General features: G+C 73.3%; 18 protein-coding genes. 8 read left to right on the forward strand and 10 right to left on the reverse strand.

Annotated elements, in window-relative coordinates:
- Window positions 1-221: 221 nt before the first annotated feature.
- The 5 genes from OG309_RS25620 to OG309_RS25640 form a co-directional block, all read right to left on the reverse strand.
- Complete coding sequence (locus tag OG309_RS25620; protein WP_402546184.1) at window positions 222-1328, reverse strand: HAMP domain-containing sensor histidine kinase; 1107 nt, start codon at window positions 1326-1328, stop codon at window positions 222-224.
- Window positions 1325-2062, reverse strand: a complete 738-nt coding sequence (locus OG309_RS25625; RefSeq protein ID WP_329424095.1) for a response regulator transcription factor — start codon at window positions 2060-2062, stop codon at window positions 1325-1327. The genes OG309_RS25620 and OG309_RS25625 overlap by 4 nt, the downstream gene beginning before the upstream one ends.
- A 60-nt stretch (window positions 2063-2122) precedes the next feature.
- On the reverse strand, window positions 2123-2815 hold the full coding sequence (locus OG309_RS25630; RefSeq protein ID WP_329424097.1) for a spermidine synthase: 693 nt from the start codon (window positions 2813-2815) through the stop codon (window positions 2123-2125).
- 108 nt (window positions 2816-2923) lie between these two features.
- Window positions 2924-3991 (reverse strand): 5'/3'-nucleotidase SurE, encoded by a 1068-nt coding sequence (gene surE, locus OG309_RS25635; RefSeq protein ID WP_329424099.1) that lies wholly within the window; start codon window positions 3989-3991, stop codon window positions 2924-2926.
- Window positions 3992-4282: 291 nt separating this feature from the next.
- Window positions 4283-6028 carry a glycoside hydrolase family 3 protein gene (locus OG309_RS25640; RefSeq protein ID WP_329424100.1) on the reverse strand — a complete coding sequence of 582 codons (1746 nt, stop codon included), beginning with the start codon at window positions 6026-6028 and terminating at the stop codon, window positions 4283-4285.
- A gap of 134 nt (window positions 6029-6162) precedes the next feature.
- Between OG309_RS25640 and OG309_RS25645 the strand changes: the two genes are divergently transcribed.
- Complete coding sequence (locus OG309_RS25645; RefSeq protein WP_329424102.1) at window positions 6163-6795, forward strand: TetR/AcrR family transcriptional regulator; 633 nt, start codon at window positions 6163-6165, stop codon at window positions 6793-6795.
- A 36-nt stretch (window positions 6796-6831) separates the two neighbouring features.
- On the opposite strand, the gene OG309_RS25650 is transcribed toward OG309_RS25645, so the two are convergent.
- Window positions 6832-7308, reverse strand: a complete 477-nt coding sequence (locus tag OG309_RS25650; protein WP_329424104.1) for a hypothetical protein — start codon at window positions 7306-7308, stop codon at window positions 6832-6834.
- A gap of 46 nt (window positions 7309-7354) precedes the next feature.
- Entirely contained in the window at window positions 7355-7990 is a 636-nt protein-coding gene (locus OG309_RS25655; protein WP_329424106.1) for a GNAT family N-acetyltransferase, read from the reverse strand.
- Between the two features lie 130 nt (window positions 7991-8120).
- Between OG309_RS25655 and lon the strand changes: the two genes are divergently transcribed.
- Together lon and OG309_RS25665 are read left to right on the forward strand one after the other, a co-directional pair.
- Complete coding sequence (lon, locus tag OG309_RS25660) at window positions 8121-10532, forward strand: endopeptidase La (protein WP_329424108.1); 2412 nt, start codon at window positions 8121-8123, stop codon at window positions 10530-10532.
- Between the two features lie 88 nt (window positions 10533-10620).
- Window positions 10621-11202, forward strand: a complete 582-nt coding sequence (locus tag OG309_RS25665) for a DUF4240 domain-containing protein (protein ID WP_329424111.1) — start codon at window positions 10621-10623, stop codon at window positions 11200-11202.
- Window positions 11203-11251: 49 nt separating this feature from the next.
- On the opposite strand, the gene OG309_RS25670 is transcribed toward OG309_RS25665, so the two are convergent.
- Together OG309_RS25670 and OG309_RS25675 are read right to left on the reverse strand one after the other, a co-directional pair.
- Window positions 11252-12136 (reverse strand): lytic polysaccharide monooxygenase auxiliary activity family 9 protein, encoded by an 885-nt coding sequence (locus OG309_RS25670; protein WP_329424112.1) that lies wholly within the window; start codon window positions 12134-12136, stop codon window positions 11252-11254.
- A gap of 286 nt (window positions 12137-12422) precedes the next feature.
- Window positions 12423-13259 (reverse strand): lysozyme, encoded by an 837-nt coding sequence (locus tag OG309_RS25675; protein WP_329424114.1) that lies wholly within the window; start codon window positions 13257-13259, stop codon window positions 12423-12425.
- Between the two features lie 225 nt (window positions 13260-13484).
- On the opposite strand from OG309_RS25675, the gene OG309_RS25680 reads away from it, so the two are divergent.
- On the forward strand, window positions 13485-13967 hold the full coding sequence (locus tag OG309_RS25680; protein WP_329424115.1) for a MarR family winged helix-turn-helix transcriptional regulator: 483 nt from the start codon (window positions 13485-13487) through the stop codon (window positions 13965-13967).
- 39 nt (window positions 13968-14006) lie between these two features.
- On the opposite strand, the gene OG309_RS25685 is transcribed toward OG309_RS25680, so the two are convergent.
- Window positions 14007-14789 carry a hypothetical protein gene (locus tag OG309_RS25685; RefSeq protein WP_329424116.1) on the reverse strand — a complete coding sequence of 261 codons (783 nt, stop codon included), beginning with the start codon at window positions 14787-14789 and terminating at the stop codon, window positions 14007-14009.
- A 384-nt stretch (window positions 14790-15173) separates the two neighbouring features.
- On the opposite strand from OG309_RS25685, the gene OG309_RS25690 reads away from it, so the two are divergent.
- Genes OG309_RS25690 through OG309_RS25705 form a run of 4 tightly spaced genes read left to right on the forward strand, consistent with a single transcriptional unit; the run spans window position 15174 to window position 19642 of the window.
- On the forward strand, window positions 15174-18089 hold the full coding sequence (locus OG309_RS25690) for a nitrate- and nitrite sensing domain-containing protein (RefSeq protein ID WP_329424118.1): 2916 nt from the start codon (window positions 15174-15176) through the stop codon (window positions 18087-18089).
- Window positions 18086-18568, forward strand: coding sequence for a roadblock/LC7 domain-containing protein (locus OG309_RS25695; RefSeq protein ID WP_329424119.1), 483 nt, complete (start codon window positions 18086-18088; stop codon window positions 18566-18568). The genes OG309_RS25690 and OG309_RS25695 overlap by 4 nt, the downstream gene beginning before the upstream one ends.
- Window positions 18565-18996 (forward strand): DUF742 domain-containing protein, encoded by a 432-nt coding sequence (locus OG309_RS25700; protein ID WP_329424121.1) that lies wholly within the window; start codon window positions 18565-18567, stop codon window positions 18994-18996. Before OG309_RS25695 ends, OG309_RS25700 begins: the two co-directional genes overlap by 4 nt.
- Complete coding sequence (locus OG309_RS25705; RefSeq protein ID WP_329424123.1) at window positions 18977-19642, forward strand: GTP-binding protein; 666 nt, start codon at window positions 18977-18979, stop codon at window positions 19640-19642. The genes OG309_RS25700 and OG309_RS25705 overlap by 20 nt, the downstream gene beginning before the upstream one ends.
- Window positions 19643-19650 lie beyond the last annotated feature (8 nt).

Below are 19650 nucleotides of genomic sequence, written 5' to 3' on the forward strand. Positions count from 1 at the left end.
CGGGCACTCCAACGTCGCGCAAGTCACACTTGACGGGGTGTTTCGGTGCCATGAATGGCGGGAAACAAGCGTGGTTCTGCCCTCGTACGGGTAGGGGAAAGTGCGGGTGCCGCCCCCTGGGGGCGCATCCCTGTCCTGTTCCTGACCACGTCACGCGGGTCTCTCGTACGAGTGCTCGTACGGTTACACGCAGAACGCCTGCTTCCGGTTCGAACCCTACGTCAATCCCGCGAGGGAAAGCTGCCCGGAAGGGTGAGCCTGATGCGGCATCCACGTGACGATTCGGCCACGCCGATGTGGCCGCCGTGCAGATCCACCGCCCAGCGCGCGATCGCGAGGCCGAGCCCCGTGCCGCCGTCACTGCCGGGACCCTGCTGGGCCGGGACCGTGCCCCGGTTGAAACGCTCGAAGACCTTGTGCCGCTCCGCCTCCGGGATGCCCGGGCCCTCGTCCTCGACCTCCAGCTCCAGGGAGTCCGGGAACGGCCCGCGCCGGGCCCGTACGGTGACGCGCCCGTGCGGCGGAGAGTGCTTCACCGCGTTGTCGATCAGGTTCGCCATCACCTGGTGCAGCCGCTCGGCGTCCGCGAGGGCGGTCAGCTCCGGCGGCGACACGTCCAGGTGCAGGTGCACGTCCGTGCGGTTGTGCAGCCCCGAGCTGGTGGTCAGACCGCGCTGGGAGGCCGCCAGGTTCGCCTCCCGCAGCACGCCGGAGAGATAGGGCCAGACCTCGAAACGACGCGTCCTGAGCGCCACGACACCGTTGTCGAGCCGTGACAGGTCGAGGAGCGTCTCCACCAGCCGGCCGAGCCGCTCGGTCTGCTTCAGGGCCGTCCGCATGGTCTCCGGATCGGCCTCGGAGACCCCGTCCACCACGTTCTCCAGCACCGCGCGGAGCGCCGCGATCGGGGTGCGCAGCTCGTGTGAGACGTTCGCCACCAGCTCCTTGCGGTGCCGGTCCACCGCCTCCAGGTCGTCCGCCATCCGGTTGATCGTCGACGCCAGGTCGCCCAGCTCGTCCCGGCGGTCCGCGCCGCGCACCCGGCGGCTGAAGTCGCCGCGCGAGATCGAGCCCGCCACCGTGTTCATCTCGTCCAGCGGCGCGGTCAGCGACTGCGCCACGAACTGGGTGATCAGCAGGGTCGCGATCATCGCGAAGATCGTGATGTAGCGGAACTCGGTCGAGGTGCGGATCGCGACCAGCGCCAGGCACGAGGTCAGCAGGACGGCCCCGACCACCAGCGCGCCCAGCTTGGTCTTGATCGAGATCACTATCCGGTGCCGCTCCCGCCGGGGGCGGCCGTCGGCGTCCCGCCGCGGGCGGCTCACGGCGCCGGGGTCTCCAGCGCGTAGCCGACCCCGTGGACCGTACGGATGCGCTCGGCTCCGATCTTCCGGCGCAGCGCCTTGATGTGGCTGTCGACGGTCCGGGTGCCGGAGGCGTCCGCCCAGTCCCACACCTCCGCGAGGAGCTGCTCGCGGGAGAGCACCGCGCGGGGCGTGTTCGCCAGGCAGACCAGCAGGTCGAACTCGGTCGGCGTCAGGTGCACGTCCTCGGTCCGGACCCGGACCCGGCGCTGCGCGTGGTCGATCTCCAGCTCGCCCAGCCGCAGGATGCCGCTGCGCGGCGTGACCGCCGCCAGCGCGGCGCGCTCCACCCGGCGCAGCAGGACGTGCACCCGGGCGGCCAGCTCGCGCATCGAGAACGGCTTCGTCATGTAGTCGTCGGCGCCGACGCCGAGACCGACCAGCATGTCCGTCTCGTCGTCACGGGCCGTGAGCATCAGGACCGGGACCGGGCGCTGGGCCTGGACCCGCCGGCAGACCTCCAGGCCGTCGAATCCGGGCAGCATCACGTCGAGGACCATCAAGTCCGGCTGCCAGGCCTCCGCCGCGTCGACGGCGGCGGGGCCGTCCGTCGCCGTCTGCACGAGGAAGCCCTCCGCCCGCAGCCGCGCGGAGATCGCCTCCACGATCGTCGTGTCGTCCTCGACGACAAGGACGCGCCGCTGGGCCCCCGGAGTGGTCGCCGCACCGTGGTGAGTGGTGTGTGTCTGCTCCATTGCCCCGCCTCGCGTCGCTGATGTCGGTGCAGCAGCCTAGAGGTACCGGCGGCGTCACGGCTACGCAGGCCGGACGGCGAGGTGCACCGCGTCGGGGACGCCCCGGGCAACGGGGATCTCTTCGGTGCGTACCCCGCTGAATCCGGCATTCCGCAACGACCCTTCGAAATCGGCGGACGGCCGGGCGGACCAGACGGCGAGGATTCCGCCGGGCTTGAGCCGGTCCGCGCAGGTGGCCAACCCCTGGGCGGAGTACAGGGATTCGTTGTCCTCGGTGACCGTCCAGTCCGGGCCGTTGTCGACGTCCAGACAGAGGGCGTCGTAGGTGTCGGGAGAGGTGCGGAGGTAGTCCAGGAGGTCCGTGTGCAGGATCACGGTGCGCTCGTCGGCGAGCGCCGGGCCGGAGATCGCCGCGAGGGGGCCCTCGCGGTGCCAGTCGATGACCGCCTCCTCACGCTCCGCCACGGCGATCCTGCGCCAGCGGGGGTCGGCGGCGGCGTGGGCCAGCGAGAAGCCGACGCCCAGACCGCCGATGAGGACGGCGGGGCCCGAGTCGCGGACCGGCTCGGGGAGCGCCGCCATCGCCGCGTCGATCAGCAGGCGCTCCGAGCGCCCGTCGGAGGTGTCCATGAGGAAGGTGCCGTTGGCGATGATCTCGTAGCGCTCGGCGTGTCTGCGCAGGACCACTTCTCCGTACGGGCCCTCGCGGCGGTCGATGACGACGGGGGTGACGGGGGTGGCGGGGGTGCTCATCGCTGGCTCGCTCCGTTCTCGTCCGCGGTGCTCGGCCCGGCCATCCTCCCGAGGGCGGACGGCCGGGGCAAACACGTTACGGAGTCCGGGGGTTCGCCGCGCGCGTGCTCAGAAGCGGGGCGCGTCGTGCTTGACGTACCGTTCGATGCGGTTCAGCGTGCGCCGCGCCTCGACCGGCGTGCCGTACGTGCGGTCCCAGGTGACCGGCGCGACCGTGATGTGGCCCTGGTCGAGCAGCCAGGTCGAGTCCGCGTCCTCGCGGCCCTCCGCGCACTCGCCCTCGCCCGTGCCGTCCACCGGGCACAGGCCGAGCGCGATGTCGAAGGAGTCGCTCGTGCCCCGCTGCTCGAAGGCGTGGTAGACCACCGCGCCGTCGCCGACCCGCGTCCACACCGGGGGCTTCGCGCGCTGTCCGGCGCTCACGTCCGGGTAGTCGACCTTGAGCGCGAAGTCCGGGGTCAGCAGGGAGCGCGCCCGGAGGCCGGCGACGAGGCGGGCGCCGAACACTGCGTGGGCGCGGTAGTTCTCGCGCGGGAAGGACGTGTTGCTCTCGTCGCCGGACGACGAGAAGGCGACGGCCGGGACGCCCTGGTCGATCGCGGCGACGGCGGCGCCGACCGTACCCGAGTCGTTGACGCTGGCCGAGACGTTCGGGCCCGAGTTGATGCCGGTGAGGACGACGTCCGGGGCCTCCTTCCAGCCCACCTTCGCTCTCAGTCCGCCGCGCAGGGCCAGCTTCACCGTGTCGGCCGGGGTGGCGCTCGGGGTGTCCTTGCCGCAGGGGCCCGCGGCGAGGCACACGCCGAAGACCGCGCCCCGGGACGGGGCGGTCGCGCAGTCGCCCTCGTAGCCGGCGGGCAGGGCGGTGCGGCGCTGGGCGGTGACCACGCCGCCGTTGGTGACGGCGGTCCCCTTGCCCGACTGGACCTGCCAGGGGGCCATCACGACGACGTCCGCGCCGGCGGCGCACATCGCGCGGCGCAGTTCGTAGAGGCCGAGGCCGTCGGAGTTGCTCGCCTTGGCGGCCTGCATGGAGTCGTCGTTGGAGATCAGGACGCGGAGGCCGGCGAGGGGGCGGTGCTCGGCGGCGGGGGCGGCGGGCGCCGTGGCGTAGGCGGTGGCGCCGGCGGTGAGGAGGGCGGCGGCTGCCGTGGTGAGGGCGGTGTAGGTGCGCATGAGGGTCCCTTCGTGTCATGGGCATGGCAGGTGGGGAGGAAAAAACGATCCGGGGCCCTGCCCCCCACGGGAGGGCCCCGGATCGGGCGCGGGGCGGCGTCAGGAGCCCCGCGGTCTGTGGGTGTGGTGCGGTCTGTGGTGTGGTCTGTGGTGCCGTGGTCCGACGGGGGCCGGGGCCTCCGCGGGGGTGGGGGTGTCCGGACTGCGACCTTCACTTCGCTTCGCTCGTTACGGGCGCCGCCACGTCCGGACACCCCCACCCCCGCTCCGGCCCCGGCCCCCTCCCGCCGTCTAGATCTCCAGGCCGTGGCCGTACGGGAAGACCGGGTCCACCGTGTCGTTCGGGACGTCCGGGCGGGAGGCCGCCACGGCCGCCATGGAGCGCGGCAGCTCGAAGGGGAGGCGGCCCTCCGGCTTCGCCCGGCCGAAGGCCACGTCCAGCAGGGCCTCGTCGCTCGCGCCGTAGTCGGCGATCAGGGCCGCCGCGTGCTCCGCGATCTCGGGGAGGACGGCCGGGCGCTCCAGGTTGACGCACACCACGGTGGGGGTCGCCTCGAGGAGGGCGAGGACGCGGGTCAGTTCGGCGTCGGGGAAGGCCAGCGAGCCCGAGTGGAAGAACGACTCGAACTTGTTCGGGCGGTCCTCGAACGGAGTGCGCAGGCGGAGGATCGCCAGGTCCGCCTCCGCCGGGGTCGGCACGGTCTCGCCGTACGCCGCCGCGGTGGCCGGGTCGACGTTCTCCACGTACAGCTTCGGCCGGCCCTGGAGGGGCAGCGGTCCGTCGGTGAGGACCGTCAGGGAGCGGCGCTGCGCCGCCGCGCCCAGCGCCGTGAAGTCGGCGCGGCCGACCGTCTCCTCGGCCTCGTCGGGGTCGACGTACCGCCGGTCGTCGAAGAGGCCGAGGGTGAACTTCTCGTGCAGCAGGCGCCGTACGGAGGCGTCGACGCGGGACTCGGCGATGCGGCCCGAGGTCACCAGCTCGACGACGACCTCCGGGCACTCCTCGCCGCCGAACTGGTCCGCGCCCGCGTCCAGGGCCTTCGCCGCCCGCTCGGCCACGCTCAGGTGCTCCACGCCCCAGGCCCGCGCCTCGTGCGGCTCGCCGAAGATCTCGCTGTCGTTGAGCAGGCCCCAGTCGGTGCAGACGATGCCGGTGAAGCCGAGCTCGTCGCGCAGGAGGCCCTGGATGACGCCCCGGTTGAAGCCGAAGCCGACCTCCTCCCAGTCGGTGCCGACGGGCTGGCCGTAGTACGGCATCATCTGCGAGCAGCCGGCGGCGATGGCCGCCTTGAACGGCTCCAGGTGGTGGTCGCGCAGCCCGCCCGGGTAGACCTGCTCCTTGCCGTGCGGGAAGTGCGGGTCCTCGCCGTCCTTCTGCGGGCCGCCGCCCGGGAAGTGCTTGACCATCGCCGCGACCGAGTCCGGGCCGAGCTCCTCGCCCTGGAGGCCGAGGACGTAGGCGCGGACGAGTTCGCCGGTGAGGGCGGCGTCGGAGCCGAAGGTGCCGGACTGGCGGGACCAGCGGGGCTCGGTGGCCAGGTCGATCTGCGGGTGCAGCGCGGTGCGGAAGCCGACCGACAGGTACTCGCGGCGCACCGTGTCGGCGAAGCGGAAGACCAGCTCGGGGTCGCGGATCGCGGCGAGGCCGAGCGCCTCGGGCCAGGCGGAGAAGGCGCCGGAGTCGAAGGAGGCGCCGATGTTGTCGGTGAACGCGTGCCGGGGGTCCGTGGAGAGCGAGACCGGGATGCCGAGCCGGGTGGCGGCGGCCATCTCCTGGATCGCGTTGTGCCACAGGGCCATCTGTCGGGCGCCGTGGCTGCCGAGCAGGTTGAAGTGGGTGAGGCCGCGGCCCTCGATGAGCTCCGGGGTCGTGCACTCCACCATCGAGCCGTCCGTCTCGGTCACCGGGGTGCCGTCCGGATTCATCATCAGCATGGAGTGGAAGAGCTGCCCGGCCTTCTCCTCCAGGGTCATGCGGGCGAGGAGGTCCTCGACGCGCTCGGCGACCGGGCGGGAGGGGTCCTGGTAGGGGTGCATGTCCGTACCTGCTCTTGCGTCGCTGATCGGACGGCCAGGCTAAGCGTGAAAACCGAGTACCTACTAGGTTTGTGTTCTGTGGCGTGGGTCACAGGGTGGGGAGGGGGGTGGTCCCGCTTCGTTAGGGTGGCTCCATGGCGGAGGACGAGGGGCGGCCGGGGCGCAAGAGCGCAGGCCGGGGCAGCTATGCGGTCGGTGACGCGCGGCGGCTGAAGATCCTGGACACCGCCGTCGAGCACTTCGGGCGCTGGGGCTTCCACGCCTCCTCGCTCGCCCGGATCGCCAACGACTGCGGCATCACCCAGGGCGGGCTCCTCCACCACTTCCGCAGCAAGGAGGACCTGCTCCTCTCCGTGCTCGCGCAGAGCGAGGAGCACGACGTGGAGCGGCTCTTCAGCGAGGAGCCGGAGTCCTACGCGGCGTACGTGGACACGCTCGTCGGCCTGATCGAGGACAACACCCGGCGGCCCGGCATCGTGCGCATGTTCAACGTCCTCGTCGGCGAGTCCGGCAACGTCGGCCACCCCGCCCACGCGTACTTCAAGGAGCGGTACGCGCGCGTGCTCCGGCACACCGTCGAGCTCCTGGAGGCGTGCGTCGAGCGCGGCGAGCTGCGGGCCGGCATCGACTGCGAGGCGGTCGGCAGGGAGCAGCTCGCCGTCATGGACGGGCTCCAGATCCAGTGGACGCTCGACCCCGGGACCCTGGACATGCCGGGGCGGGTGCGGGACTTCCTGCGGCGTCAGTACGAGGAGATCAGGGCCTAGGTCTGCGGGCGCGCCCTGGGGTATGTCCGGCGATGCCTAGCGTCCCGTCGGCGGGCCGCCGTCCGGGAGGGCCTTGAAGACGCGGTCCAGGGCGGGCGGGCGTGCGCCGTCGCTCGCGATCACCGTCCGGTGGGCGTACGTCAGGGAGTACTGGAAGCCGTCGGCGATCGGGCTGCCGGACGGGCGGGCCGGGACCTTCGCGTACGCCGGGTCCTCCAGCGCGGCGCGCAGCTCGGCGACCTCGGCCGCGGTCATCCGGCCGCTCTTCGGCGACTTGGCGCGGGTGACCGTGGTGTAGGTGCCGTCGTACTTCACGACCAGCCGGTTGTCGACGCCGGCGAAGCCGCCGGTGACCGCCACCTCGAGCAGGACGTCCTGCGGGGCCGGCTGCGCGGTGCCCGCGGTGGGCGACGCGGTCGCCGGGGTGGTGGCCGGGGTCGCCGGGGCCTGGCCGCAGCCCGTCACGGTGATCACCGCGGCCAGCAGGGCCGCGGCACCGTACCTCTTCTCCATGGAGCCGAGCATGCCCGCTCGGCTCCCTCCGTGCAGCCGGAACGGCTCAAGCCGCGCGGACGATGCCGGTCAGTGGCCCCCGGTAGCACCAGCCGAGCGAGTCGTACAGCGCCATCCCGTCGGTGGTCGCCGCCAGCACGCCGGTCTCCGCGCCCGCCTGCGCGGCGGCGGCCTCCAGGGTGCGCATGACGTTGGCGCCGAGGCCCCGGCGGCGGTGGGCGGCGTCCGTCTCGATCTGGTCGGCGACGGCCGTCGGTCCGGTCGGCGCGATCTGCCCCCGGGCGGCGAGCGTGCCGTCCGGGGCGAGGATCCGGACCCGGATCACGCCGCCCTCGGTCTCCGTCGTCCGCGCGTAGCCGTCCGGGGGTGCGGGCCGGGCCGCCGGGTCCAGCTTCTTGGTCATCATGAACCCCGGGTCGTCCGGGATGGTCCACCCGTCGGTGATCCACCGCGCCGCCTCCTCGGGCGCCGCCATCACCTTGAGCCAGGCGTACGGCTCGGTGATCCCTGCGCACAGCCTGCCCACGGAGGCCGCGTCAGGGTGCGGCAGCACGTGCCGGAAGGGGTGGCGGGGCAGTCCCACGTGGATCCGGTAGCCCCAGGGTTCGACGACGGCGGGCTCGGTGCCGCGGGAGGCGGTCCAGCCGGAGACCCAGGCGGAGGTAATAGATGCAGTGTCCATGGGGGTATTACAGTCGCTGTTCGCGGGGCGTGCGAGGGTGATCGCTCAGAGCGAACAGCGGGAGGGGAACATTCCTCCGCTCACGTGCATTGAGTCCATGTAGCTCAACTTGACTGCCGAAGGGGAGATCATGGCTTCTGAGTCCATGGGGACCGCGCCGCTCACACTGCCTGTGCTGCCGCTCGACGACGAGGTCGTGCTGCCCGGAATGGTGGTGCCGCTGGACCTGTCCGACAACGACGTCCGGGCCGCCGTCGAGGCCGCCCAGGCCGCCGCCCGCAGCGGGACGGGCAAGCCGCGCGTGCTGCTCGTGCCCCGGGTGGACGGCACCTACGCCGCGACCGGCGTGCTCGGCACCGTGGAGCAGGTCGGGCGGCTCTCCGACGGCGACCCCGGCGCGCTCGTCCGCGGGCGCGGACGGGTCCGCATCGGCGCCGGCACGACGGGCCCCGGCGGGGCCCTGTGGGTCGAAGGCGCCGCCGTCGAGGAGGCCCTGCCCGATCCGCTGCCCGGATCCGTGACCGAACTGGTCAAGGAGTACAAGGCGTTGGCCACCAGCTGGCTCAAGAAGCGCGGCGCCTGGCAGGTCGTCGACCGCGTCCAGCAGATCGACGGCGTCGGCGCCCTCGCCGACAACTCCGGCTACTCGCCCTTCCTCACCGTCGAGCAGCGGGTCGCGCTCCTGGAGACCGCCGACCCGGTCGCCCGCCTCAAGCTGGCCACCGCGCAGCTGCGCGAGCACCTGGCCGAGCAGGACGTCGCCGAGACCATCGCCAAGGACGTCCAGGAGGGCGTCGACAAGCAGCAGCGCGAGTTCCTGCTGCGCCGTCAGCTCGAAGCCGTCCGCAAGGAGCTGCGCGACCTCAACGGCGAGGCGGAGGGCGACGAGTCCGACGACTACCGGGCGCGCGTCGAGGCCGCCGACCTGCCGGAGAAGGTGCGCGAGGCCGCCCTCAAGGAGGTCGAGAAGCTGGAGCGGGCGAGCGACCAGTCGCCCGAGGGCTCCTGGATCCGGACCTGGCTCGACACGGTCCTCGAACTGCCGTGGAACGAGCGGACGGAGGACGCGTACGACATCCAGGGCGCCAAGGCCGTGCTCGACGCCGAGCACGCGGGCCTGGAGGACGTGAAGGAGCGGATCACCGAGTACCTGGCGGTGCGCAAGCGGCGCGCCGAGCGGGGCCTCGGGGTCGTCGGCGGACGGCGCGGCGGCGCCGTGCTCGCGCTCGTCGGCCCGCCCGGCGTCGGCAAGACCTCGCTGGGCGAGTCCGTCGCGCACGCGATGGGACGCACGTTCGTGCGCGTCGCCCTCGGCGGCGTGCGCGACGAGGCCGAGATCCGCGGCCACCGGCGCACGTACGTGGGCGCGCTGCCCGGCCGGATCGTCCGCGCCATCAAGGAGGCCGGGTCCATGAACCCGGTGGTCCTGCTCGACGAGATCGACAAGGTCGGCTCCGACTACCGGGGCGACCCGGCGGCGGCCCTCCTGGAGGTCCTCGACCCCGCGCAGAACCACACCTTCCGGGACCACTACCTGGAGGTCGAGCTCGACCTGTCCGACGTGGTGTTCCTCGCCACCGCCAACGTGCTCGAAGCCATCCCCGAGGCGCTGCTCGACCGCATGGAGCTCGTGCGGCTCGACGGCTACACCGAGGACGAGAAGGTCGTCATCGCCCGCGACCACCTGCTGCCCCGGCAGCTGGAGAAGGCCGGTCTGGAGCCGGGCGAGGTCGTCCTGGAGGAGGCGGCGCTGCGCAGGCTGGCCGGCGAGTACACCCGGGAGGCGGGCGTCCGCACCCTGGAGCGGTCCCTCGCGCGCCTGCTGCGCAAGGTGGCCGCCCAGCACGAACTGGGCGACCGGCAGCTGCCGTTCACCATCGGCCCGGACGAGCTGCGCGGCCTCATCGGGCGCCCGCACCACGTGCCGGAGTCGGCGCAGGACCCGGCCGAGCGCCGCACCTCGGTGCCCGGCGTCGCCACCGGTCTCGCCGTGACCGGGGCGGGCGGCGACGTGCTCTTCGTCGAGGCCTCGCTGGCCGACCCGGAGACGGGCGCGGCGGGGCTCACCCTCACCGGCCAGCTGGGCGACGTGATGAAGGAGTCCGCGCAGATCGCGCTCTCCTTCCTCCGCTCGCACGGCGCGGAGCTGGAGCTGCCCGTCACCGGCCTCAAGGACCGCGGCGTGCACATCCACTTCCCGGCGGGCGCGGTCCCGAAGGACGGTCCGAGCGCGGGCATCACGATGACCACCGCCCTCGCCTCGCTCCTGTCCGGACGGCTGGTCCGCACGGACGTGGCGATGACCGGCGAGGTGTCGCTGACCGGCCGGGTGCTCCCGATCGGCGGTCTGAAGCAGAAGCTGCTCGCCGCCCACCGGGCGGGCGTCACGACGGTCGTGATCCCCAAGCGGAACGAGGCCGACCTGGACGACGTCCCGGCCGAGATCCTGGAGAAGCTGGAGGTCCACCCGGTGACGGACGTCCGGCAGGTCCTGGAGATCGCCCTCGCCCCGGCCCAGGTCGCGGTGGGCGCGGCGGCCTGACGCCCGTTCTCCCGTACGGCGGTGGGGCGCCCTCCCAAGGGGAGGGCGCCCCACCGCCGTTGTCAGTGGCGGCTGCGATGCTGAGGGTATGGACGAGAAGGCCTTCTGGGCGCTGATGGGGGAGCTGCGGCACCGACCGGGGTCGCGGGACGAACGGCTGGAGTGGCTGCGGGGGGAGCTGGCGCGGGGGCCGGCGCAGGAGTGCGTGGCGTTCCAGGTCGAGCTGGAGGCGGCCTGCGACCGGGCCTACCGGGCCGACCTGTGGTCGGCGGCCGAGCGGATCCTGGGCGGTTGGTGCTCCGACGACGGGTTCTTCTCGTTCCGCCTCTGGCTGGTGGCGCTGGGGCGCGAGGTCTTCGAGGAGGCCCTGGTGTCTCCCGACAGTCTGGCCGGGGTGCCCGAGGTGCTCCGGCTCGCGGGGCGGAGCACCGACTCCTGGTGCGAGGCGGAGGAGTGGCCCGACCTGGAGGAGCTGGACTACGTGGCGGCGGACGCCTACGAGGACCTGACGGGGGTGGCCGACGAGGGGGAGGCTTTCTACGACGCGCTCGACGCGGCCCAGGGCGACGACGTCCCGGACCCCGAGGCGCCGCCGCGCGAAGAGCCCCTGGAGGAGGACGGGATACCGCGGCTCGCCGCTCTCTTCCCTCCTCGGGCCGACCTGGGCTAGGACCCGCCCCGCGGACGGGGCCTGGCCCAGGTGCTCAAGGGCTCGGGGTTCAGGCCTGGTTGCGGCGCCGCGCCAGCAGGATGCTGCCCGCGCCGAAGGCGGCGAGCGCGCCGGCGCCCGCGAGGGCGAGCGGGAGCGGGGAGGCGGGGGCCTCGGTGGTGTCGGCGGACAGGGCGGGGGGCTGCTCGTCGCCGCCGTGGCCCTTGTGGCTCACGGTGGAGAGCTGGGCGCCCGCGGCGAGCTCGGCCTCGGTCGGGGCCTCGGCCTTCAGTGCCGTGGTGGCGGCGGCGGAGCCGAAGGTGACGTCCGAGCAGCTGTAGAAGGCCTCGGGGCTGTCGTTGCGCTGCCACACCATGTAGACGATGTGGCGGCCGGAGCGCGCCGGGAGGGTGCCGTCGAAGGCGTAGTAGCCGTCGGTGGCGGTGCGGGTGGTGTTGTAGACGGCGACCGGCGCGGTGTCGAGGTCGGACCACTTCAGGGGCTGGGTGGGGTCGAAGCCCTGCTTGGTGATGTACATCGTCATCGTGCCGGAGTGCGCAGCCGTGGCGCGGATCTTGAAGCCGAAGGCGCCGGGGGCGACGGCGGTGGCCGGCCAGTCGGTGCGGGCCCAGTCCAGGGCGCGGTACTTCGCGCGGTTGGCCGAGCAGAGCTTGCCGTCCGGGATCAGCGCCTTGTGCTGCCCGTCGGCGTTGGCGATGTTGACCTCGTTCCAGTCGTAGAGCGGCTGGGTGCCGGAGTCGGCGACGAGGTCCTTGCACACCTGCGACTTGGGTGTCTCCGGGCCCTCCGCGTAACAGGCCGCCACCCTGCTGACGGGGTTGAACACGGCGCCGTGCGCGCTCGCGGCGGTCGGCGTGAGGGGGACGAGCACGGCGGCGGTGAGCGCGGTCGCGGCGGCGGCGCGGCGGGAGCGGGAGGTCGTGATGCGGGGCATGGCGGAGCTCTCTCTCGTGCGTGGGGGAGTACGGGACGAGCAACGTGCGCACGGTGCGGGCGAGTTGCGGCTCGTCCGCGGCCCACCGAGGGTCGCATTGGTCCATACCAATGGGCAAGGGGTGCGCCCGAGAAAGCCGGAACGCGGGGCGCGGGGCCGCGGCGAGGCAGCGACGCGGCGACGCGGGACGGCTTGGGGGAGAGGAGGTCCGTCGGCGCGGGCGCACAAAGGGGCGGGCCTCCCGGGTGCGCCGCCGCACACCCGGGAGGCCCGCCGCCCCGCACCGTCAGCCGTTCGCGAGCGCCTGCACCCGCGAGTAGTCCCCGTTGAAGTGGTTGTGGTCGCCGACCGTGGGACCGGACGACGTGTACTGCCACATCGTGTAGTAGCCCCAGCCGGCCGGCAGGGTGCCGACCTCGGAGGCGTACCGCGCGACCCACAGCGGGTTGGCCGAGGCGAAGCCGCCGTAGTTGCCGGTGCACTGGGTCCACCAGCTCGTCGCCGTGTAGATCACCGCGTCCCGGCCGGTGCGGTACTTGTACCGGTCGAGGAAGTCCCTGATCCAGGCCACCATCCCGGACTGCGTCTTGCCGTAGCAGGTCGCGCCGTACGGGTTCCACTCGATGTCCAGCGCGCCCGGCAGCGTCCGGCCGTCCTTGGACCAGCCGCCGCCGTTGTTCACGAAGTAGTCGGCCTGTGCCGCGCCCGTCGTCGTGTCGGGGGTGGCGAAGTGGTACGTGCCGCGGATCATGCCCACGTTGTACGAGCCGTTGTACTGCTGCGTGAAGGAGGTGTTCTTGTAGTACGTGCCCTCCGTCGCCTTGACGTAGGCCCACTTCACCCCGCTGTTCCACAGGGTCGCCCAGTTCACGTTGCCGTTGTGGCTGGACACGTCCACGCCCTCGGTCTGGACGGCCTGGATCGAGAGGCCGGCGGGCTTGGCGCCCTGGCCGTCGTGCGCGACCACGCCCATGCCCATGTAGGCGGAACCGCGGGCGGGCACCTGCCGGGCGCCCGGGTCCTGGGCCGCGGTGGCGGGGCCGGCGAGAGTGAGGGGAAGGAGGAGGGCCAGGGCCGCGAGGGCGGCGCCGGCGAGGGACGTCCCGGATCTGTGCACACGCATTGCGTGCCTCCGAAAGGTTCGGTGGGGGGAGCGATGTCGACGAGTCCTGGTGTGGACATGTCAGCGAAGACGCTTGGGTGAGACGCTACGCACGTAGACCCGCCCGGCGGAAGGGGGCCCGACTGCTGCCGTTGGTCTACGCCTGCGAAATACTGGAGGAGCTGCGGCGATGGCCGCGGCCGGAAGAAACTTTCAGCGAGCGGAAAGCGCGTGAGGGGTGCTGACGTGCACGGAAGCGGTACGGGGAGTGAATCCGCGTCCACCGGCGGGAGTGGTGTGGACCAGGAGTTCCTCGCCCTGGAGCGCGAACTGGCGGTCTTCCTGCGCCGCGCCCGGGCCCAGTCCGGCGAGATGGCCCGCGAAGTGCACCCCGAACTGGAGCCCGCCGCCTACGGCCTGTTCGTCCGGCTCGACGACGCCGGACCCCAGCGCGCCACCGACCTGGCCGGCTACTTCGGCGTCGGCAAGGCCACGATGAGCCGCCAGCTGCGCGCCCTCGAACAGCTGGGTCTGGTCGCCCGCGACCCCGACCCCGCCGACGGCCGCGCCTCGCTGGTCCGCCTGACGGAGGAGGGCCAGGGCCGCTTCCGCAGTGTCCGGGACGCCCGCCGCGAGCGGTACGTGCGCAAGCTGGCCGACTGGGACCGCTCCGAGGTCGCCGAACTGGCCCGGCTGCTCCACCACTTCAACGTGCGCTCGGAAGGCTGACCGAGGGGCGCGGGCCCCGCCGCGCCCCTAGGGCGGGCCCTAGAGCTCCGCGTACACGGCCGTCGCGTCGTCGTGCGGCTTCCCGCGGTGGACCCCGCCGGCCTCCGCGGCGGCGGTCTCCAGGGCCCGCACCCGCCGGAGCAGGCCGTGCGCCCCCTCCGCGTCGAGCACCCCGAAGCAGTCCGCCCAGTCGCCCTCGCCGAACAGCTCGACCCAACGGGTCGCCCCGTCCGTGAGCGCCGCCAGGGCCCGGACCCCGGCGCGGGGCGTGGTGCCGGTCACCGCCCGCGCGGCCACCGCGGGATCGGCGGCCGCCGTGAAGAAGCCGCCCTCCCGGTTGCGCAGCCGGTCCGTCGCCTCCAGCGAGCGCAGGACCTCCTTCGGGACGCGGTCCAGACGGTCGTCGAGCACCGCCCGAACCGAACCGTCCGGGGACCGCAGGAGCAGCGCCGCGTCCGACAGGACGAGGTGCTCCACCGTCGTCCCGTCCCAGCGCGCCATGGCCACCGTCGCCTGCGGAGTGCGCACGTGAGAAAGGTCACAGGTGTTCCGGTGGGCGTCCGCGGTGCGCCGGATTGCGGCGGCGAGAATCTCCGGCAGCGTCAGATCGAGGCGCGAAGCGGACAGTTCCGTCAAAGCGCCGCCGAGCCGCGCGGTGAACCAGGGCACCGTGTGCACACATCCGGTGTCGCCCGCCGGTGGCGTCACCCCGTCGAGGACCACGACCGTGCCACCCGCGCCCGAGGCGGGCAGGGCTGCGGCGACCCAGTCCTCGTTGGGCCGTTCGGGACTGCCGGGGAGGGTGACCGCTTCGGTGCGCATGATCCCCAGTCTGCCCCGGGCGACCCCGCCCTGCATCACTCCTTCACAGCGCCTCCAGACCCCCGAATCTGGCCTGTACCAAAGGGGCCTGACGGGGTCCGAGGCCCGGAACGGCAAGCTCCGGGAAGCTGCGGGCGGGCATCCTGCCAAAGGCCGCGCGGAAGATCCAACCGAGGGTAAGTCCGGTGCCCCGGCGCTCACCGGGAGGAGTTGTTTGCCAACTCATGAGTGTTGTTCACTCGTTCGGGTGGCGGAGCGGCCGATGCGAGTCCCCTGACCAGAACCGCTGAAATGGTCGGAAGACACACCAGGGGTGGGGGCTCTCGACATGTGACCGGTCGTCACCTCTGCTTCATGGGCGGACGATCAAGAATGCGAGCACCGGTGCAGAAGAAGCGGCCTCGGAGCAACAACGGCGCGCGGAGCCAGACCCCCGGTGACCCGCAGCACCCCGGCCTGCCCGCGCACGGCACCGACAGCGCCCCCCAGGCCCCCGCCGGCCGCCCCAAGAGGGTCCGCGGCCGCCTCGTCGCCGGTGTCGCCCTGGTCGGCGTCACCGTGCTCGCCGCCGGCGCCCCCGCGATCCTCACCGCCTCAGGCGACCTCGACGACTCCGTCAGCCTGGTCGCCCTCGCCGAACTCGACCGGCAGGCCGTCACCCTCGCCCACTCCCTCTCCGACGAGCGCGACGAGGTCGTCGCGTACATCGCGGCCGGGCGCGACGAGCAGACCGGCGACGACAAGCGGCAGGTCACCAGCGCCCGGTCCGCCCGGGTCGACCGCCAGATAGACGAGATCCGCACCGCAGCCCCCGACGACCTGCGCCGTGAGCTCTCCGGCGTCCCGTCGATCCGCCGCACCGCCCTCACCGGCAAGGGCTCCGCCCTCGACGCGCACCGCGCCTACACCGAGGTCATCGCCAAGCTGCAGGCCCTCGCCGACCGGCTCGCCGAGGACACCCCCGCGCGCGCCGCCGAGTCCGTCCGGGCCCCCGCAGCCCTCGGCCGGGCCACCGAGCAGGCCTCCGCCGAGCGCGGCCTGCTGCTCGCCGCGCTCGCCGTCCCCCGGCCCGAACCCACCGGCACCACCCACTACGACCCCGCCACCGGCACCTACGTCGCCGACGAGGCGGAGGGCGCCGCCGAGGCCGACCGGCTCCGGGCCGCGCTGACCTCGGCCGCCCAGCAGGCCCGGGTCCGCGAACTCGCCGCCCTCGGCGACTTCGACCAGGCCGCCACCACCCCCGCGCGCGACTCCCTCGCCGCCACCGTCACCGGGCCCGACGTCAAGAACGCCGAGCGCTACCTGGCCCGCCTCACCGACCGGCCCGAGCTCTCCGCCTCCGAGCTCAACACCGACCCGGCCAAGCTGGACGCCGCACTCTCCGCCCGCATCGAGCAGATGCGCGGCGTCGAGTCCGCCCTCGCCACCGAGCGCGCCGAGCGCCTCACCGCCCTCCGCGACGACGACGTCACCGCCCTCGAAGTGCGCATCGCCTTCCTCGGCGGCTGCCTGCTCGTCGCCGTCGGCATCTCCACCTACGTGGCCCGCAGCCTCACCCGGCCGCTCGCCGTGCTGCGCATCGGCGCCGCCCGGCTCGCCACGGCCGCCGAGCCGCACGCCGAAGAGCCGATCCGCTTCACCGGCCGCAACGACGAGTTCGCCCAGGTCGTACGGTCCCTCAACACCCTCCAGGGCAAGCTGGGCGCGCTCGCGGCCCGCGCCGAGCGGCTCGACGCCGAGCACGCCGACCTGACCGGCGCCCGCGAGGCCCTCGCCGCCGAGCTCGCCGCCCAGCGCGCCGAACTCCAGGGCCACAGCGCCCGGCTCACCGCCGAGCTCGAACGGCTCAAGCAGACCGTCCAGCACACCTTCGTCAACCTCTCGCTGCGCAGCCTCGGGCTCGTCGACCGCCAGCTCGGCGTCATCGAGAAGCTGGAGGAGCGCGAGCAGGACCCGGACCGCCTCGCCACCCTCTTCAAGCTGGACCACATGGCGACCGTCATGCGCCGGCACAGCGAGAACCTCCTCGTCCTCGCCGGCCACGAGCACCACCAGGGGCACCCCGGCCCGGTGCCGCTCGTCGACGTGCTGCGGGCCGCCGTCAGCGAGATCGAGCGGTACGAGCGGGTCAGCATCCAGGCGCTGCCGCCGCACGCGCAGGTCGCCGGGTTCGCCGCGGACGACCTGAGCCACCTGGTCGCCGAGCTCCTGGAGAACGCCACCTCGTTCTCGCCGCCCGACTCCCAGGTCCAGCTCTCCGGCTGGCTCCTGGAGTCCGGCGAGGTCATGCTCTCGGTCCAGGACGCCGGCATCGGCATCACCCCCGACCGGCTCGCCGAGCTCAACGCCCGGCTCGCCGACCCCGCCATCGCCGACACCGAGGGCGAGGGCCTCGGCATCCGCGTCGCCGCGCTGCTCGCCGCGCGCCACGGTGTGCGGGTCGAGCTGCGCGAGCAGAAGCCGGGCGGCGTCGCGGCCGTCGTGGTCCTGCCGCTGCCGCTGCTCCCCACCACCCCGCCGGCCGCCGTCCCGCCGCCCGTCCCGGTCGCGGCCGACGCGCCCGTGGTCACGCTCCCCGGCTCCGTCGCCGAGGCCAACTCCAACACCCTGCCCTCCCGCCACCGCGACCCCCTGGTGGAGGCCGCGGAACGCGCCATCGCGGCCGCGGAGGCGGAGACCCGCGCCGCGACGGCAGCACGGGAGCAGGCGCAGGAACAGGCGCAGGAACAGGCCCAGGAGCAGGCGCAGGACCAGAGGCCCGAGCCCGCGCCGGCGTACGAGCCGGAGTCGGCGTACGAGCCCGTGCCCGCCCCCGTACCGGCGTACGAGCAGGAGCCCGAGCCCGCCCCCGTACCGGCGTACGAGCAGGAGTCGGCGTACGAGCCCGAGCCCGCCGCTCCTGACGAGATCCCCGCCGCGACCCCGGTGGAGTCCGTCTCCGAGACCACCCTCCAGGTCCGGCTCCCCGACCCCCCGCCCGAGCCCGACGCGCACGAGCGGAGCGTCGAAGAGGCGGAGATCCCCGCGGACGAGGCCGGGCCGCGGCCCGGGCGCTGGGAGCGGGTCACGGACAAGGGGCTGCCCAAGCGGACGCCGCGGATCGTGCGGCAGGCCGGGAGCGCCACCCCGCCGATACGCACCCGCGGCGTCGACGCGGAGGCCCTGCGCCGCCGGCTCGGCGGCTTCCAGCGGGGCGCCGAGCACGGCCGCCGCGACGTGGCCGCCGAGATCGAGGCCGGGCACACAGCACGTACCGAGGAGAACACGGGGGACACAGTCGAGGAGGCACGCGGTTGACTGCGACCGGAACATTCGGGCTGAGCACTGAGGCCCGCAATCTGCAATGGCTGTTGGGCAACCTCGTCGAGGAGGTGCCGGGGGTCCGCTCCGTCGCCGTCGTCTCCTCCGACGGGCTGCTCCTGCTCTCGTCCGACCCCGAGGTCCAGAACGCGGCCGTCGAGGCGGACCGGCCCGAGGGGCCGCGGGGCTCCACCGCCGACCTGGCCACCATCGTCTCCGGCATCGGCAGCCTCACCATCGGCGCCGCCCGGCTGATGGACGGCGGCGGCGTGAAGCAGACCATGGTCGCCATGGAGGAGGGCAGCGTCTTCGTCATGTCGATCAGCGACGGCTCGCTGCTCGGCGTGCACGCCACTCCCGACTGCGACATGAGCGTCATCGCGTACCACATGGCGCTCTTCGTCGGCCGCGCCGGCCACGTGCTCACCCCCGAACTCCGCAGCGAACTGGCCAAGTCGATGGAGAGCTCCCAGTGACGTCCGTTCCCTCGGGGTTCTCGGCCCACCACCCGCACCGGCTGCCGATACGCGGCGAGGGGCGGCGCCCGGCCCGCGTCCGCCCGTACTCGCTCACCGGCGGGCGCACCCGCTTCGGCCACATCCTCCTCGTCGAGACCTTCGTCGCCGCGCTGGAGGCCGCCCCCGAGCGGAAGGTCCTGACCGGCGGGGGGCTCGCCGCGCGCGGGCTCATGCCGGAGATGCGGGCCATCGTCGAGGTCTGCCGCCGCATGCGCACGGTGGCGGAGATATCGGCGCTCCTGAAGATGCCGTTGGGAGTCGTCCGGGTGCTGCTCAGCGACCTGGCCGACCAGGGAAAGATCCGCGTGTACGGGACAGGGCACGGCACCGACCGGCCCGACCGCGCGCTCCTCGAAAGGGTGCTGAGTGGACTCCGCCGTCTCTGAACCGCCGACCGCCGTCGTCGGCATCCCCGCCCAGCCCACCGGCCCGGCCGAACCGGAACCCGAAGAGGGCGCCCAGGACTGGCAGCTGGACCACACCCGCGCCCCGATCGCGACCAAGGTCGTCGTCGCGGGCGGCTTCGGTGTCGGCAAGACCACCTTCGTCCGCGCGGTCTCCGAGATCACCCCGCTGCAGACCGAGGCCCTGATGACCCGGGCGAGCGAGGACCACGACGACCTCACCGCCACCCCGGACAAGCTCACCACCACGGTGGCGATGGACTTCGGGCGGATCACCCTCGACGACGACCTGGTGCTGTACGTCTTCGGCACGCCGGGACAGCAGCGCTTCTGGTTCATGTGGGACGACCTGGTGCGCGGCGCGATCGGTGCGATCGTCATGGCCGACACGCGGCGGCTGACCGACTGCTTCCCCGCGCTCGACTACTTCGAGAGCTGCGGCCTGCCGTACATCGTGGCCGTCAACCACTTCGAGGGCACCGAGGTGTTCGAGACGGACGACGTGCGCGAGGCGCTGACCGTGCCGGCCCACGTGCCGGTCGTCGTCATGGACGCGCGCAAGCGGTACAGCGTCGTCGAGACCCTGCTCGCGATGGTCGCCCACGCGCTCGAAGCCTCCCCCGAATAGCCCCCGAG

The organism is Streptomyces sp. NBC_01268, assembly GCF_036240795.1.
Taxonomy (GTDB): Bacteria; Actinomycetota; Actinomycetes; order Streptomycetales; family Streptomycetaceae; genus Streptomyces.

Coding starts and splice junctions, on each gene's coding strand:
- OG309_RS25625 (WP_329424095.1), bottom strand. CDS start 2,062: ATGGAGCAGACACACACCACTCACCACGGTGCGGCGACCACTCCGGGG.
- OG309_RS25630 (WP_329424097.1), bottom strand. CDS start 2,815: ATGAGCACCCCCGCCACCCCCGTCACCCCCGTCGTCATCGACCGCCGC.
- surE (WP_329424099.1), bottom strand. CDS start 3,991: ATGCGCACCTACACCGCCCTCACCACGGCAGCCGCCGCCCTCCTCACC.
- OG309_RS25640 (WP_329424100.1), bottom strand. CDS start 6,028: ATGCACCCCTACCAGGACCCCTCCCGCCCGGTCGCCGAGCGCGTCGAG.
- OG309_RS25645 (WP_329424102.1), top strand. CDS start 6,163: ATGGCGGAGGACGAGGGGCGGCCGGGGCGCAAGAGCGCAGGCCGGGGC.
- OG309_RS25650 (WP_329424104.1), bottom strand. CDS start 7,308: ATGGAGAAGAGGTACGGTGCCGCGGCCCTGCTGGCCGCGGTGATCACC.
- OG309_RS25655 (WP_329424106.1), bottom strand. CDS start 7,990: ATGGACACTGCATCTATTACCTCCGCCTGGGTCTCCGGCTGGACCGCC.
- lon (WP_329424108.1), top strand. CDS start 8,121: ATGGCTTCTGAGTCCATGGGGACCGCGCCGCTCACACTGCCTGTGCTG.
- OG309_RS25665 (WP_329424111.1), top strand. CDS start 10,621: ATGGACGAGAAGGCCTTCTGGGCGCTGATGGGGGAGCTGCGGCACCGA.
- OG309_RS25670 (WP_329424112.1), bottom strand. CDS start 12,136: ATGCCCCGCATCACGACCTCCCGCTCCCGCCGCGCCGCCGCCGCGACC.
- OG309_RS25675 (WP_329424114.1), bottom strand. CDS start 13,259: ATGCGTGTGCACAGATCCGGGACGTCCCTCGCCGGCGCCGCCCTCGCG.
- OG309_RS25685 (WP_329424116.1), bottom strand. CDS start 14,789: ATGCGCACCGAAGCGGTCACCCTCCCCGGCAGTCCCGAACGGCCCAAC.